The sequence below is a fragment of the Arachidicoccus rhizosphaerae genome, from assembly GCF_900107765.1.
Lineage (GTDB): Bacteria > Bacteroidota > Bacteroidia > Chitinophagales > Chitinophagaceae > Arachidicoccus > Arachidicoccus rhizosphaerae.
The window spans coordinates 16,514-33,147 of record NZ_FNQY01000010.1 but is presented as its reverse complement, the minus strand read 5'-3'; the positions used below and the strand labels follow the sequence as shown (position 1 = coordinate 33,147).

The window sequence follows — 16,634 nt, the reverse complement described above, 5'->3', positions numbered from 1 at the left end:
TAATAAATGCTTACAAAGTCCTGTTAGGGAAATTGTAAGCATTTTTTTTGCGCGGTGAAAAAGAGGGTCATCCACAAAAAAAAACGGATAGTTTTACACTATCCGTTGATTGAAATTTACTAACACTTTTTTTTCAATTGCTTGCTTTATTTTTTGGCTGCCTTTTTCTCAGATTGTTCTGCAGCTTCTTCCAGTGCAGCGGCCGTGTTTTCCGGCGCCTGTTGCTCTGATAACTGAGCTCTGATCTTGCCTTCAATTTCTCCGGCTAAATCAGGATTGTCAGTTAGCAGGCTTTTCACAGCGTCACGGCCCTGGCCTAGTTTGCTGCCATTATAGCTAAACCAGCTACCACTTTTACCAACGATACCTAATTCAACACCCATATCGATGATTTCGCCGATTTTACTGATCCCTTGTCCAAAAATGATATCAAATTCAGTGTTTCTAAAAGGCGGAGCGACCTTATTTTTAACCACTTTTACTTTTACCCGGTTACCAATAGCTACATCCCCGTCCTTAATCTGTGCCGCACGGCGGATATCCAGTCTTACAGAAGCGTAAAATTTAAGGGCGTTACCTCCGGTGGTTGTTTCGGGATTGCCGAACATTACGCCGATTTTCTCACGTAACTGGTTGATAAAAATACAAATGGTATTGGTCTTGGAAATGGTGGCGGTTAATTTACGAAGGGCCTGGCTCATTAATCTGGCCTGTAAGCCCATTTTGGAATCGCCCATTTCACCTTCTAATTCACCTTTTGGTACTAAGGCAGCAACGGAGTCCACTACGACAACGTCCAGTGCTCCGGAGAGAATCAGACGGTCGGTGATTTCCAGTGCCTGTTCACCATAATCTGGCTGTGAGATTAAAAGATTATCAACATCTACCCCTAGTTTACGGGCATAACTGCTGTCAAAAGCGTGTTCGGCATCCACAATCGCACACATACCGCCTCTTTTCTGTGCTTCAGCGATTACATGGGTGGCCAGAGTGGTCTTACCGGAAGATTCAGGTCCGTAAATCTCAACCACGCGGCCTCTGGGTAATCCACCAATCCCTAATGCTGTATCCAGCCCGATGGAACCGGTTGATATAGCATCAATTATCTGGTTAGGCTTTTCATTCATCATCATGACGGAGCCTTTCCCAAAGTCTTTATCTATTTTATCGATGGTGAGCTTTAGGGCTTTTAATTTTTCTGCGTTTACGTTACTCATGCCAATAGCGTGTTTTTAAAGTTTGAGATAATCAGAAATCAAAAGTACACATTTTTTTGAATAAAGCTAATCTGTTTAGTCAAAAATTTTTAAAGTCTTAGACATTATAATAATAACGTATAAGATTTTAAGAATGTGATTTCTGTTGCTGCCATGAAAGTAGAAAAGATTTATCAAAAGCGGGATTTTGACTGTCGTATTTTATGCACCTGTTGATAAATAAAAAAAACGTCCGTTCCTTTCGGGGGCTTGCCCGGTGGAAACAGACGTTTTTAGGTGTCAGGTTAAGGCAAAGCTAATGGCTCTGCTTTTTAATAAATCAATTAATAATTAATGGAATACGTATCTGAAGGCAATTCCAAACCTGCCAGCTTCAAAATCGGAGCCATGTGTTAATTGCCAGGCCGGACGCCAGTCAAATCCAAAATTGATGGGCGCATTGGGAACCTTATATTCAAGGCCAAGTGCCGGACGGACCAGAAAATCGGTGGACCCATCTCCAAAAGCGGCCTGCGGACCAACACCTACATTCCACATCAGGCCTGCGGCATTACGGATGGGTTCATTGTAAGAGTATTCAACGCCGAGGGCGGTCAGGCCGTTACCAAAAAGAACCATGCCCTGAATAGCACCGTTTTGATTGATAAAATGCTTGACATGTGGACCTACCAGAGTCGCACCATTGCCAAAGTCAATGAATAATCCACCAGCTGTACGGTAGGATTGTGCTTTAAGACTCTGCGCCGCGCCAATAAGGAGCATCGCAGATAACGCTAGAAGAATTTTTTTCATACTCAAATTTTTAATTTGCAATAGTTTGTTTGTGTGTGAAATACAAAATCTGAGCCAAAGGCCAAAAAAAACTTAAAATACCGGTTTTTGGGTAGATGGATTGGCTATTCTATTAACGGGCCTTGCTTTAAGTGTACTTATGGCCATTGTTTTTTTAAAGATTTTATGGAAAGGTTTGTAGCGTTTCTACAGCAGTATTCGTATTTATAGCAATGATTTAAAACAAAAGGGTGTAACCAACCAGGTATTGGCTGCCGACGGGTAAAAAACGAAGGTAAAAAAATACAAGGAGGACATTCCAAAATAATACGTCAGGTTTTTTGAAAGTAAATAATATGAATAATCGCATGAAAAAGTATATGCTGTTGTCGGGCAAAATCGCTGGAAAGTATAATCAGCAAACAGGCACAGGAAGGGGCCGCGGATTTGTTATAGGACTATGTCTTTTTTGGGGCTTTGTTGTACTTGGGTTAAGTTCTTGTCTTAAAACAGACAATAATAGTTATAGCGTACAGGTGGCTGCTGTAACGCTGGTCAATGCTGCGCCGGAATCCGGCCCTCTGGATTTCATCTCGGATGGTAACAGAAATTATCTCCCTGCCTTGTTTGACTATGACACGGTATTAGCTTACAGAAGTGCTTACCCCGGTTTTAGAGTGTTTGGAGTAACCGCCCACAATAGTAATATGTTACTTACATCTCAGCAGTTTTACCTTGAGCCGGGTGTTGCTTATTCTTTATTTGTAACAGATACACTGGGAGATTTGAAACTGGCTATGATTAAAGATAGCCTCGGAACACAGGATAGCACTAAAGCCATGTTGCGTTTTACAAATATGAGCCAGGATGCGCCTGCCCTTTCTTTGGAATTGTCGCCAAGCGCTGACAATAGTGAAGCATTTACTGATATTGCATATAGCAAGACTTCAAATTTTACGGCCATTACGCCTGCGGATAGCTATACCTTAAAACTAGTTAATTCGCAAACAGGTAAAACATTGGCTTCTAAAACAGGTCTTGCCCTGGCGGCCGGGAAAGTTTATACGGTCTGGGCCAAGGGTGTTTTTAATAGTAAAGATAGTAAGCTTAAATTAGGAATCGGCGTGATGGAAAATGAGTAAAGAATGCAAAGAGGGGCGGATGGGGTCAAAATATTGGCTAACTTTGGATAGCCACTGATCACTTCCTCTTTTGACAAATGGGTTTATCGGGTCTTGTTTTCTTGTTGGTCAATGGTAGAACAGTTATCAAATTTAAAACAGCAGTTAATCTTCCCTTTTGTAATGGAAGGGAGTCACTTCATGAATCGCGACTTTCCCAGCATCAGAGGTCTTGTCCAGGACTGTCAAAACAGTGATGCATCCTCCAAAGAAAGGATGTACAGGACATTTTATGGCTATTTGATGGGGGTGGTGTTACGTTATGTCCCCTCTAGTGATGACGCAGAAGAGTTGGTCAATGACAGTTTTATGAAGATATTCAAAAATATCCAGGGTTTTATAGGCCCGGAGGATCCGGATAGCTATGCCCGGCTTTTTAAAGGCTGGATGGCAAAAATTGCTTCCCGGACTGCTATTGACCATATCAGGCGCCAGAAATCCAGTTTTAATACGGAAGAGATTGAAAAGGTAGAAAAAATACCGCATGCGGTCCAGGCTTCTGTAGAACTGGAAGTTGCGGATATTATGGCTTTGGTGAATCAACTTCCTGAAAACCATAAAATTGTCTTTAATCTGCATGAGGTAGAGGGATACACCCATGAAGAGATCGCTAAACTCATAGATATTCCGGTGAGTAGTTCGCGGGTATTTCTGACAAGGGCTAAAAGCAAACTCAGAGCTTTATACGCACTTAGATATAGTACTTGTTGACAAAAACTGTAGTCATTCATAAATGGAAATGAGGTTAATAATAAATGATAAATAGTAAGGAACTCAGGTTAAATAAAATATATTATAATATGAACATAGTTTTTCAACATAAACAGCCAGGCGCTTAAAATGGAACAGGAGCCAAACGATATTATCCGCCAGCTCGCTGATCGGTTAAAAGAGCATGAGCTTCCTTATCAGCAAGGGGCATGGGAAAGGTTTTTGGAAAAGCAAGCGGTCACCGAAAAAATGGAGGCTGAAGCTGCTGCCTTAGCGGGGGCGGAAAAGCAGGTGTATGCTGAAAAGAAAGGGGCAGATGCAAAGGTTTTACCACTTAATACGGGAGCAAAGGGTAGGACGGGCAACCGGCTATGGAGAACTTTAGGTGCGGCGGCAGCAATACTGATTGCCATTGGTGCAGGGTGGTTATATCTGGGTCAACGGGGCGCAGATACTTCTAAAAACGCAGCGGACCAACAAGTCGCCCTTTCCAATGGGGACGCCTCAGGTAACGATAGACCATCTGTTCAGCCTTCACCAAAGGTAGCGATAACTGCGCCTAATGTCAATATTACAGCGGATGTCCCGAGCCCTGAAGACCTGAGCGTCGCCTCCACAATAGCAGCGGGGGCCATTGCCAGTATACCTCTTGAAGAAGTGAATGGTTTTTCTGATTTATCGGGTCTGAATCCTGATGCCCTGAGGCAGGATAAACCGGGTTTACAAATCAATCCGGTCGGGCCGGTATTCACTTTATTGCCGCCTGATAATAAGAGCGAAAAAAGGACGACTGAATCAAATAATCATACAGGTAATCAGGCAGATCTGAAAGGTATTTATTCGAATGCAGAAAAGCAGGATAAAGCAGCCCTGGCAGGGGCTCTTGGTCCAAAGAAGGATAATTTTGATGACCGGGGGTATTTTCAGGTGGGCGGTCAACAGCAAAATCAACGTGATGAGCAAGGCGCTGCTGCCGGGAGACTCGCTAGCCGGAAATGGCAAATGGGCGTCATGGTCGTTCCCGGGCTGAGCAATAATGCCAAACTTAATATGGGCTATGGAGTGAGCGTAGGTTACCGCTTAAATAAACGGCTTTCTTTAAACTCTGGCCTGGCCTATGCGGCACTCACGGGTGCTAAGGACGCAACGGAACTGCAAAGCGCCAAACAGGGGATAACAACCCTTGCTTCCAGCGGCAGGGCACTCTCTGCCATTGAAGCCAGTGTAACGGGTTTGAAAGTGCCGCTCGAATTACGTTATCAGTTAAATTCCAAGATTTATATTGGAACCGGTGTTTCTGCAATGGCTGTTCTTTCCGACAAGGTAGAGCGGCGTTATACTATTGCACAGATGCAGAGCTCTGCACTTCAGGCTTCTTCTGGAGGTATGTTAAAAGCAGATGCCATGCAAAGTCTGGCTTCTAATGTGAAAACAACTGAAGTCATACCTGATGATGAGGTCGGAGCTAAAAATGTAGCAGGATTTATCAATTTCAGTCTCGGGCTCCAACAACCAATCAATAAAAACAAATCAATTTCTATTGAACCTTTTGTCAGCGTTCCGATGAATAATCACTTATTTAACCAGAATATTAAAATGACAGATGCAGGCATTAGAATTAAACTGGGTCTGTAATTTGAATAGAGGATTGTTCAACATTCACACAGAATACTGAAGTGGCGATTTTTTACATAGCTGTTGCTAACCTGTTACCTGACTTATTGCTTAGTTAAACCCGGTAAAATAGCTACGGTTCATCCTAAAACTGAATCTTTGAAAGACTTCCAGTTGTAAGATGAACCGCAGTTTTTATTGTAAATTCTCTAAGGTCTTCGTTTAGCTATTTGGCTTTTACCTTTGAATTTGCTGATTTAGTCGTCTCTTGTTTAGCCTTGCTTACAGCGCTTGTTTTTTTAGCGACTTTTGAAAAGGCAGGCGCTGCCTTCGGAGCCGATTTGGATTCGGTGGCATTTTGTTCAGAAAGCTCCAAAATAACTTCCCATTCTTTTGCAGTAACTGGAGATACAGAGAGCCTGCCCTGGCGGATCAGCCCCAGATCCTGCAATCTTTTTTCTGCTTTTATCTGGGCCAGACTTACCGGAGCCTTTAAGGTCGTCACCGGTTTTAAATCCACTGCTACCCAGCGCTCGTCATCAATTGTCGGATCCTGATAGGCTTCTTTTACTACTTCTGCAATTCCTACGATTTCCAGGCCTTCATTACTATGATAGAAAAAGACCTGGTCGCCTTTTTGCATGGTACGCAGATTATTGCGTGCCTGGTAGTTTCTAACACCATCCCAAAAGGTCTTCTTGTCCTTCAGGAATTTTTCCCAACTGTATTTAAAAGGTTCAGATTTAACGAGCCAGTGATTATTTCCCATTGTTTAATTCGTAATTATCGTGAATGTTCCTATATACTAATACAATCTTGATTGTCTGGAATGATTGCCGCTGCTTTTATCTATTTATTCCTCCCAGCCACTGGCCAGGACATCTGCCAGATGCAGACTCTTGATGGGCGCTCCTTTTTTGGATGCACAACCGCCAATATGCATCAGGCAACTCATGTCTGTTGAAATCAGATATTCTGCCTTGGTGTCCAGTGCATGGCCTATTTTCTGGTCAGCCATGGCCACGCTGATGGGATTGAATTTGACCGCAAAAGTGCCTCCGAAGCCACAACAGGTGGTTGTATCTTCCATCTCGATTAGTTGAAGCCCTTTAACGTGCGCAAGTAATTTTCTGGGCTCCTCTTTGATCTTGCACTCTCTGAGTCCTGCACAACTATCGTGATAAGTAGCGGTACCCTCAAAACTGGCACCAATATCTTCTACTTTAAGCACATTTACCATAAAATCCGAGAACTCATAGATACGCTCTCCAATAGCTTTAACATCGTGTACAAGGGATGAATTTTCGAAAAGTTTACCATAATAATTCCGTACAAAACCGGTGCAGCTGGCACTGGGGGCTACGATATAATCATCCGATTTAAAATCTTCCAGGAATTTTTTACAAACGGATTTAGCTTCTTCGAAAAAACCGGCATTGAAGGCCGGTTGACCACAACAGGTCTGATTAGCGTTATATTTTACATTGCACCCTGCTTTTTTGAGTACCTTGACCATGTTAAAAGCTACACTAGGGTATAGCTGGTCAATAAAACAGGGAATAAATAGTTGAACGTCCATATCACTTAAATAATAGCGTTTTGCGTGGGTGATGAAGCAACCTTTACACTTCTTTCAGCGCATTTACGCTTTGTTTACTGCAAGCTTTTCAAAAACCTTGCTAGAAAGCAAATGTACCAAATTATGCTTGTTTTTTTGAGGCAGTTTCCGGAGCATTTTGCCTTAATGCAAGGTCCGACTATTGAAGACTCTGATTAAGTGCAATCATCTTTAATGCAGTAATTGCTGCCTCTTCTCCTTTATGTCCGTGAACACCGCCGGTACGATCTATGGCCTCCTGTTCGTTATTCAGCGTGAGGACGCCGAATATGACAGGCACCGGAAGTTGTAGGTTAAGTTGTGTGACACCCTGGGATACCATCTGGCATACATACTCAAAATGGGGGGTTCCTCCTTGAATGACGGTGCCAAGCGTAATATATGCATCTGCCTTTTGACTGCTTATTTTTTGGTGTCGCTGTACGGCAAAAGGGAGTTCCACAGCACCCGGTACGCTTAACGTGGTATGCGTAGCGCCTGCTTCATTAAGGACTTTTATACAACCTTCCTCCAATCGGTCAACCAGGTGAGCATTCCATTCAGTCTTGACAATGACAACAAAGGCATCCGCTAGTTTAGGGATGCCTTTTGTCAATAGGGTGTTTCCAGTACTGGCCATATTGATTAATTTGTTGTTTGAACTTCCAGGCGGTTCAGGTACTTTTCTGCCTGTGTACCTTTTACTGTATTTGGAAATTCATCTTTTAATTGTTTGTAAATTGCGATAGCGTCACTTTTTTGTCCGGAAAGTTCACTCAGCATTCCTGCTCTGAACAGGTATTCGGAAGCGTTAACACCATCATCTTCAAATGTTGAAGCGGCTTTTTTATAACTGGCAATAGCTTCTTTATTCTGTTTGAGCTCGCTGTATGCATCACCCAGTGCACCATAGGCCATCATCTGAATCTGCTTTTGTTCTGTGGAGAAGTCTTTGAGGTACTTTACCGCATTAGCGAAATCTCCGATATGCAGATAGGCAGCACCGGCATAGAATTTTGCCAGGTTGCCGGCAGGGGTACCACCATAGCTTTTTATAATGCCAAGGGCTCCTATGCCTTCGCCTGCGCCGTTTAATACTGCTTTGTAAGCAGCGGTATCCAGTGTTGGCTGAAAGGCTGCCTGTTGAAAATTAGTCTGTACAACAGCTAACTGTTCGTTGGCCCTTTCTGCCTTAGGTCCTTGTATAAAGGCCTTATAAGCAATAACGCCTAGAATGGCAATGATAATAATTGCGACGATAGTCAGTAACGCTTTTTGGTTCTTATACCAAAATGCGGTGAGAGCTGTACCACTATTTGCCTGATTGTAAGCCATAAATTGTTTTGATTTTTAATATAATATTAGTCTACTATGAATTCGTAATTAGGATCTGCATAGACATCTTTCAGTACTTCACTTGCATCAGGGAATGGACTTTCTTCTGCAAATTTAACGGCGGCTTCTACAACATCTTCAATACGTTTATCGATTGCTGCGATTTCTTCGTCGGTAGCCAGTCCTTTTTCTTTGATGGTGTGCAGGGTGAGCAGGATCGGATCTTTGGATTTGTACTCTTCCAGCTCTTCCTTTGTACGGTATTTACCCGGATCGGAAATAGAGTGTCCTTTGTAACGGTAGGTTTTGATTTCCAAAAGGGTAGGACCGCCTTTTTCACGTGCACGTTTAACCGCTCTGGCAACTGCTTCATGAACTGTTTCTGGGTTCATACCATCTACAGAGTCACCCGGCATTTCAAAGCCATCCGCTAATTTATAGATGTCCAAAACGTTAGAGGTTCTTTCTACAGAAGTTCCCATCGCATAATGGTTATTCTCACATATAAATACAACAGGAAGTTTCCATAACATAGCCAGGTTGAAGGTTTCATGTAATACCCCTTGTCTGGCGGCACCGTCACCGAAGAAACAAAGTACAACATTGTCTGTACCGCGGTATTGTTCAGCAAAAGCAAGGCCTGCGCCCACACCGATCTGTCCGCCTACGATACCGTGACCGCCAAAGAAATGATGTTCTTTACTAAAAAAGTGCATGGAACCACCTTTACCTTTAGCACAACCGGTTGCCTTTCCATATAACTCAGCCATTGCTTCGTTCGGAGTGATGCCTTTAGCCATGCCCAGACCGTGATCACGATAAGCCGTGATAAACGGATCTTCCGGACGGGTTGCTGTCATACAGCCGGCCGCAATTGCTTCCTGACCCACATAAGCGTGGAAAAATCCACGGATTTTTCCTGCCATTTTATACTTTTCTTCCGCTTTTAGTTCAAACTGGCGGATGAGTTGCATCAGTTCATACCAATACAGATAGGTTTCCTTTGAAAATTGAGTATTTGTAGCCACGATATTAAAATTTGAGTCGCAAATATAGTAATTAATTCCAGAATACAACAGCAATTCCTTAATTGGTTTTCAACAGAAAACCAATTTTTAACGCCGTTGGAATTGGGTCTTTTATGATTGATTTTAAGGGGGAAAATGTATAAATAGTTGCCAATAAGAATTTTGGCCTTTAAAATTATTGATTTTTAATGCATTATGTTGCCCCGTTATGGTAATTATTATCGAATGAATATAAAGATCGGCCAAATTAAGTAAACGTTGGGTTGCACATTTAAGCCGAATAAAGCTTTCAGATCTTTTTATCAACATATGTAAATAAAGCCATTTGTGTGGTTTTATTTACCGATTTAAATCTGAAATATTATTAATTTATATATAATTTTGAACTTAAATTATTGACCATTATTACCTGGATTTTAAATAACCGGATGTAAATAATGGTGTTTTTGGATCAATGCTATCAGATTGTGTAAATGTTTAATATGTAAGAACGGTTTTTGCTTTCACCGAATCTGGGGTGCCATTTGTCGAAAACTTATATAGTATTAGCAGGCTTTTGTTTTATTTTTGTCCCTATCATGAAACAAAAAAAGAAGCCATCAGCTGACGAATTGGACGAAACATTGAAAGAGAAGCCCGCTACAGATAAAGAGGATTCAAAAGATACAAATAGGGAAAGAGCTCCCAAAGCCAACATTTTTAAGGTATTAAAACCTTATAAGGGATTGATTGCAGGATTATTGGTGTTCGCACTTTTGAGTAATTTGTTGAATCTGGTGATTCCAAAGATTATTGAAAGAGGCATTGACCACTTTACACACCATACCTATCAATTATCTTCAATACTCACGGTTTTTCTGGCTGCCACTGTGGGTATTTTTATTTTTAGCTATTTACAAAGTATTATTCAGACTTATGCATCAGAAAAAGTTGCCAGGGATCTTAGAGTTCAACTGGCAGATAAAGTTTCTTTGCATTCCTTTAAACAAATCCAGGAGGTAACACCCAGTAAAATATTGACAAATCTGACCTCTGATGTGGACGCCGTAAAAACTTTTGTCTCACAGGCAATTGTCTCTATCGTATCTTCTCTTGTACTCATTATTGGTGCTGCCGTTTTATTATTGCATATTAACTGGGAACTTGGCCTATTAGTGCTATTGGTGATTCCTATCATCGGAGGTGCTTTCTTTCTGGTGTTTAAAAAAGTAAAATCACTGTTTAAAAAATCTCAGGAGGTACTGGATAAACTCAACCGTGTTATCAGTGAGGCTATTTTAGGTTCTGCCTTAATACGAGTATTAAATGCCCAGTTGCCAGAATATTATAAATTTACTGAGGCTAGCGGAGAAGCTAAAAATCTGGGCCTCACAATATTAAGGTTGTTTGCCTTATTAATACCGGTTATTGTTTTTACAGCAAATATGGCCAGGTTGATTGTGCTGGGAATGGGTGGTCATTTTGTGATTGCTAAAGCAATGACTTTGGGGGAATTTGCCGCCTTTAATAGTTATATCGCCATTCTGATCTTCCCGATATTAATAATAGGCTTTATGAGTAATATAATTGCCCGTGCTTCGGCTTCTTACGGAAGAATCTTGCAGGTTCTGGAAGCGCCGGAAATTCCAACTGGCGGCAGTTTTCACAAAAAGCTGGAAGGCAGTATTGAAATGGAACACTTATGGCTTTCTTTTGGCGAGAAAAAGGCACTCAAAAATGTATCCATAAGTATTGAGGCCGGCTCAAGAACCGCCATAATTGGACCAACTGCTGCAGGAAAAACGCAACTTTTATATAGTCTGACGACGCTGATTAGCCCAGAAAAAGGAAAGATTCTTTATGATGGCATTCCAATTGAACAGTATGATCAGGAGAACCTGTTAAGTCAGATCGGCCTTGTTTTCCAGGATGCTGTAATTTTTAATATGAGCCTTCGGGAAAATATTGCATTTAACACGGAGGTGTCTGATCAGGATCTACAAAAGGCGATACAGACAGCCGAAATGGAAGATTTTATCCAGACTCTTCCAGCTGGGTTAAATACGGTGGTCTCCGAGAGAGGTGGCAGTCTTTCCGGTGGTCAGAAACAAAGGGTTATGCTGGCAAGAGCGTTGGCTATTAATCCAAGAATATTATTGTTAGATGAATTTACTGCCAGGGTCGATAAACAGACTGAGCAAAGAATCTGGCAAAATGTTGCTAAAAATTATCCGGGCATAACTTTGGTATCCATTACGCAGAATCTGGCTCCAGTAATGGATTACGAACAGATCGTCTTACTGATGGAAGGAGAGGTGGTTGCTACCGGCACGCATAAAACACTTTTACAATCCACACCTGAATATGTGCAGATTTTTGAATCCCAGCAGAGTCTGAATGCCTATGAACAGGTGGGTGGTTAAAACAACCATGTTTTGGGTTTGAATTTTATCTTTTAAGCTTCAATTTTATTTTTTATAAATGAACTATGATTTAAGTAACGCCCCGAAAAGCTCGACGAAAGCAGCACTCAAGAAAATGCTACTTTTTCTTCGTCCTGAACGTCAGAAGCTGTTTTTGGCATTGGGGATTATGATTCTGAATTCCGGCATCACAATGCTGACACCTTATCTTATCGGTTATACCATTGATCATTATATTCAGACCGGACAATATCATGGCCTTATGGTCTATTGCGGTATATTATTGGGCCTATATTTGGTCTGGGCCTGGACTGAATATATGCAAACAGAGGTGATGGGAAGTATCGGGCAAAGAATGCTCTATAGCTTACGTAATGAAGTTTTTGGAAAACTGCAGGCTTTGCCGGTTAGTTTTTTTAACCAAAATAAATCAGGAGATCTCATTGCCAGAATTAACAGCGATACGGATAAGGTGAATCAATTTTTTTCTCAATCACTCATGCGTTTTGTCGATAGTGTTTTCGCTATGACCGGAGCCATGATTTTTTTGTTGAGTATTCATTTAAGGCTGGGTGCTGCCACCTTGGTTCCCGGCGTTTTTATCCTGGTATTTGTGCTGGTTATTTCCCCCTGGGTTAAAAGAAAAAATGCAGTCAGCCTTAAAAGTTCTGGGGCCTTAAGCGGGGAGATTCAAGAAAGCCTGCATAACTTTAAAACCATTATTGCTTTTAACAGACGAGATTATTTCAGAAGAAGATTTGCCACTGCTAATAAGGATAACTATTCAGCAGCCCTGCATGCCGGGTTGGCTAATAGTGTTTTTGTTCCGGTTTTTGCCTTGTTTTCAAATCTGGCTCAACTAATTGTATTAACGTATGGTATTTATTTAATTGCCGAAGGACAGTTTACCATCGGACTGCTTATTAGTTTTATTGCCTATGCCCAGAATTTCTATCAGCCACTCAGACAACTGGCTGCATTATGGGCCAGCTTTCAGACTGCAATGGCTGCCTGGGACCGAATTTCTGTGATTATAGAATTGGAACCAGATTTAAAAGATTCGCCGCGGGTGGATTCGGCCAATCAGGTTCCGGTCATCTCTATTGCTAAGAACCAACCGGTAATTGAGTTTAAGCAGGTTCACTTTGCTTACCCGGGTGGAAAACAGGTATTAAGCGATATTAATTTTACGTTGCTTAAAGGTAAAACTTACGCACTGGTAGGACCAACAGGAGGTGGAAAAACAACAACAGCTTCTTTAATTGCCCGTCTATATGATCCCACAAATGGGCAGGTCTTATTAGAGGGTCGGGATATACGAAGTTTTTCTGCAGTGGAACGTACAGCTAAAATCGGTTTTATTCTACAGGAACCGTTTTTGTTTTCAGGCAGCTTAAAAGATAATATACTCTACGGGAATGCAGACTATCAGCACTTAGACAGTGAAGCTCTTTTAACAAGGATGGAACAAATGGGCCTGTCTAATTTGCTGAAGCGTTTTGACCAGGGGTTGGAAACACCGCTTAATAGTGCAGGTGAATCTATAAGTCTGGGCCAGAAGCAACTCATTGCTTTTATACGTGCCGTGCTAAGACAACCCGAAATTTTAATTTTAGATGAGGCAACAGCTAATATAGATACAGTCACAGAGCAGTTGCTGGGAGAGATCCTGGAAAAACTTCCTGAATCTACCACGCGCGTCATTATTGCGCACCGTTTAAACACCATTGAAAATGCGGATGAAATATTTTTTGTCAATGGTGGGAAAATTACGCCTGCAGGGACTTTTAAACATGCCCTACAATTACTATTGGAAGGCAAAAGGGTCAGTTAGCAAAGATTCAGTTCATTTAGAAGTTTACGTTCCGATTATTTTTATCGAGTGACTGAACTACTGAACTAAAGTGATTTTTTAAGTAAATATTAAAACAAGCATCCCTGACAATAATTAAATTGACAGGGATGTGTTTTTATTCCAATTTCAAAACAAAGTATTACTGAGTTGCAATGAATTGCTCAGTTATTTTTTTACGAACTTCAATTGGACGGCTCCGATTTTTATAAAATATATACCCTTTGCTATAGCCTGGATGTAGATTCTGGTAGCAGAACCTGAGGGGATTGCCTGCGTAAGCACCTGCCTTCCGGAAGCGTCATAAATGATGGCATTGCCACTTACGCCGCTGATATAGATATAATCGCTTGCCGGGTTTGGATATAGTTTTACATTTGCGTTTGCACCTGATTTGATGGAAACTATTTTTGACCAGGTGAATTTACCCTGATTATCTATAATCTGGAGTTTATACTGAGTTTCATTAACTGATATCTGAATAGGTTCTTCGAACTGGTAGGTAGAAGACTGAGTTGTGGTGCCATTTCCGGCAATAAAGCCTACTTTATTCCAGCTTTTTCCATTATCTGTTGACCGGTAAATATCAAAACCTTTGTTGTCAATTTCTGAAGAGGTTATCCAATCCAGATGGTTTAAACCCTTGCTGGAATAACCGCTAAAGTTTTGCAGGGTGATGGCCAGTGTCCCGTCTTCAACGGTTACAGTAATGATATTGCTGGCTACCGGAGCCAAATCTCTGTCAGTGGCATTATCCAGTCTGCGGTAGTAGGTTGTACTGGCTAGGCTTTGTGTTTGCTGATAAGTAGCCTCTGTAGCTCCCTGAATATCAGTCCAGTTAACGCCATCTTCACTTATTTGCCATTGATGATTTATTGTTGCCCCCGTTGTTGTCGATGCGGCTTCGATTTGCGTGAAAGCAGCCGGAGTTTGCTGTTCTTTAATTTTTTGGTCACTACCAATTTCTCCTGCGCTAAACTGCTGAATAGTCAATTGATCACTAAAAGTATTATTTGCAGTGTCATTATCGGTAGAAACTCTCACTATTCCTTTGTTTTCAACTGCACCGCTTGCATCGTCTCTGGTCTTGACATTTAAAATAAGTGGCGGGAAGTCCTGATTGGAACCAACAGTTCCATTATAAACCGCAGTGATGACTCCATTTTGCTCTTCGACAATCCATCCGTTGTCTTCATTGCTCATTAACTCAAGTCCTTCTGGAAGCGTGTCAGTAATGATGGTAGAAGTGCCTGTGGCATCCGGACCATTATTTTTTACCTGTACAAGAAGTTGCCCTTTTTCATCTCCCTGATAAAATGACCCTTTCTTGGAAGTAGTCACACTCAAATCAGTTGCAATAATCTGAGTAGATACTTTTGCATAGTTATTGGTAAGATCCTGATCGGTAATTCCTGTCCCCGTTGCATCTATATAAGCAGCATTGGATATGATACCACCTTCGGGCCTTTTTTTGAGGGTGATATAGGAAGTAACGGTTGCCTCTGTACTGTTGTCCAGTGTTGCAGCCCCCATATCTATTTCAGCCTTATAGGTGCCACTGTTAAAGGAAGTGTTTTTTAATATATTTTTTGTATTGCCCTGATTATTAAAAACAATGCTGTCTACTGCAAAAAAATCCTGCGGCAGAATATTTCCTGCCCCATCTCGCAGCGTATCGGTCAATATTAAACCCTGCAGGTCGGCTGTGGTGGCATTGCCGATTTTTACAGTATATTTCAGCTGTTCGCCTACGGCTACGCTTGTTTTGTTAACCTGCTTATCCAGACGTACCCCACCTGGTGTGGTGACGACTAAATTGCGGATTTCATGATAGTTATAACCTAAACCTGTAGAAGCTGCAAAACCTACTTTCATATTTTTAGGCGGAGCAGTGGTAGTGGTGTAATCCAATATTTTTGTGAAACTTCCTCCAACCGAAGTTGCCCATCTAACCTGTATTCTATATTTTTTGTCAGCGGTAGGATCAACCTGTATCTGAATACGACGGTAAAAATTGTTGCTACTAGGTCTGTTTTTGACAATTGAGTTATAAGCCACAGGAGAACTCACCTGGATTCCCTGCAAATATTTATTCGTTTCTTTATCTTTAGTGGTTGGCCCCCTTAAAACGATTGCATTAGGTGTAAATCCCGGGCCACCCACGCGACCTTCTGTGGGATTAGAAAAGTTTCCATACTCATCGATCCCAATGCCTATATAACCTCCTGTGAGTCCTTGTGTGGTGGTCCCTGATTTTAAATAACTGTATCCTAAAGAGCCCCCATTGCCACCTAGTTTAAAAGTCCCTGGACCATATTGTGCATCAAATAAAAACACCGAGAAGCCATCGGCACTTCCATATTGCGCCTTTGAATCTGCCCATGCACTATATTCAAAGTCAATAAAAACGCCCAGTGAGGAAGGAAAACTTTTATTGATATATGCAAAACCTTTTTGTTGATAGTCTGCCTTAGTGACTCTTAACCAGCCACTATTAATTGGGTCTTCTTTTCCCGATGTTAAATATGCGGAGCTGGGGTCTCCTCCAAGGATAATGTCATTATTGATATTACTGCCTTTAAAGTCCTGTTTAATCGTGAACTGCGCGTGTGCATTTAAAAAGGTTAATAACATAGCCAAGCCCATAATCCAGGCAAGGATACGCCCGTAATTGGGCGTTTTTTTTGTAGTAGTAAATTTTCTTTTCATGTTGTAGATTGTTTTAAATTAGGCATATAGCATTCACCGACCAGCCGTCTTTAAATGCCTGGTCTGACCATTGCTAGCCTCAGTTTTAAGGTTTTAGAATTGTGGGCAAAACGGTGCCCGTAAGCCTGTTAAAAAGGCTGATCAGTATTGTTTTAATGTTGTTTGTATCTTATTTAAACCCAGAAAGACCCACTTGATTTAAATAAAAGTCTGATAT

Annotated in this window: 13 protein-coding genes; 5 read left to right on the top strand and 8 right to left on the bottom strand. The window is 41.5% G+C overall.

Features of this window, described 5'->3' with window-relative positions:
- Positions 1-146: 146 nt before the first annotated feature.
- Both recA and BLU80_RS09915 read right to left on the bottom strand, forming a co-directional pair.
- Entirely contained in the window at positions 147-1,217 is a 1,071-nt protein-coding gene (gene recA, locus BLU80_RS09920) for a recombinase RecA (protein WP_091397443.1), read from the bottom strand.
- A gap of 330 nt (positions 1,218-1,547) precedes the next feature.
- The gene (locus BLU80_RS09915; RefSeq protein ID WP_091397440.1) at positions 1,548-2,009 is read right to left on the bottom strand and encodes a hypothetical protein; all 462 of its coding nucleotides are present in this window, start codon (positions 2,007-2,009) and stop codon (positions 1,548-1,550) included.
- A 347-nt stretch (positions 2,010-2,356) separates the two neighbouring features.
- Between BLU80_RS09915 and BLU80_RS09910 the strand changes: the two genes are divergently transcribed.
- The 3 genes from BLU80_RS09910 to BLU80_RS09900 all read left to right on the top strand — a co-directional run bounded on the left by BLU80_RS09910 (position 2,357) and on the right by BLU80_RS09900 (position 5,515).
- Positions 2,357-3,130 carry a DUF4397 domain-containing protein gene (locus tag BLU80_RS09910; protein ID WP_170831197.1) on the top strand — a complete coding sequence of 258 codons (774 nt, stop codon included), beginning with the start codon at positions 2,357-2,359 and terminating at the stop codon, positions 3,128-3,130.
- A 180-nt stretch (positions 3,131-3,310) separates the two neighbouring features.
- The gene (locus tag BLU80_RS09905; RefSeq protein ID WP_091397732.1) at positions 3,311-3,880 is read left to right on the top strand and encodes an RNA polymerase sigma factor; all 570 of its coding nucleotides are present in this window, start codon (positions 3,311-3,313) and stop codon (positions 3,878-3,880) included.
- A 129-nt stretch (positions 3,881-4,009) separates the two neighbouring features.
- A complete protein-coding gene (locus BLU80_RS09900) occupies positions 4,010-5,515 on the top strand; it encodes a hypothetical protein (RefSeq protein ID WP_091397434.1) in 1,506 nt (501 codons plus the stop codon).
- A 205-nt stretch (positions 5,516-5,720) separates the two neighbouring features.
- Here the strand turns inward: BLU80_RS09900 and BLU80_RS09895 are convergent, their stop codons facing one another.
- The 5 genes from BLU80_RS09895 to pdhA all read right to left on the bottom strand — a co-directional run bounded on the left by BLU80_RS09895 (position 5,721) and on the right by pdhA (position 9,454).
- Positions 5,721-6,263, bottom strand: a complete 543-nt coding sequence (locus tag BLU80_RS09895) for an EVE domain-containing protein (protein ID WP_091397432.1) — start codon at positions 6,261-6,263, stop codon at positions 5,721-5,723.
- A gap of 84 nt (positions 6,264-6,347) precedes the next feature.
- Positions 6,348-7,073 carry a (Fe-S)-binding protein gene (locus BLU80_RS09890; protein ID WP_091397430.1) on the bottom strand — a complete coding sequence of 242 codons (726 nt, stop codon included), beginning with the start codon at positions 7,071-7,073 and terminating at the stop codon, positions 6,348-6,350.
- A gap of 178 nt (positions 7,074-7,251) precedes the next feature.
- Entirely contained in the window at positions 7,252-7,731 is a 480-nt protein-coding gene (gene ribH / locus BLU80_RS09885) for a 6,7-dimethyl-8-ribityllumazine synthase (protein WP_091397427.1), read from the bottom strand.
- A 5-nt stretch (positions 7,732-7,736) separates the two neighbouring features.
- Positions 7,737-8,426 (bottom strand): tetratricopeptide repeat protein, encoded by a 690-nt coding sequence (locus tag BLU80_RS09880; RefSeq protein WP_091397424.1) that lies wholly within the window; start codon positions 8,424-8,426, stop codon positions 7,737-7,739.
- Positions 8,427-8,452: 26 nt separating this feature from the next.
- Positions 8,453-9,454: a pyruvate dehydrogenase (acetyl-transferring) E1 component subunit alpha gene (gene pdhA / locus BLU80_RS09875; protein WP_244518859.1), complete on the bottom strand. Its 1,002-nt coding sequence runs from the start codon at positions 9,452-9,454 to the stop codon at positions 8,453-8,455.
- 578 nt (positions 9,455-10,032) lie between these two features.
- Between pdhA and BLU80_RS09870 the strand changes: the two genes are divergently transcribed.
- Positions 10,033-11,856, top strand: a complete 1,824-nt coding sequence (locus BLU80_RS09870; protein WP_091397420.1) for an ABC transporter ATP-binding protein — start codon at positions 10,033-10,035, stop codon at positions 11,854-11,856.
- Positions 11,857-11,914: 58 nt separating this feature from the next.
- Entirely contained in the window at positions 11,915-13,690 is a 1,776-nt protein-coding gene (locus tag BLU80_RS09865) for an ABC transporter ATP-binding protein (RefSeq protein ID WP_091397419.1), read from the top strand.
- 186 nt (positions 13,691-13,876) lie between these two features.
- Here the strand turns inward: BLU80_RS09865 and BLU80_RS09860 are convergent, their stop codons facing one another.
- Positions 13,877-16,417 (bottom strand): T9SS type A sorting domain-containing protein, encoded by a 2,541-nt coding sequence (locus BLU80_RS09860; protein WP_091397416.1) that lies wholly within the window; start codon positions 16,415-16,417, stop codon positions 13,877-13,879.
- Positions 16,418-16,634 lie beyond the last annotated feature (217 nt).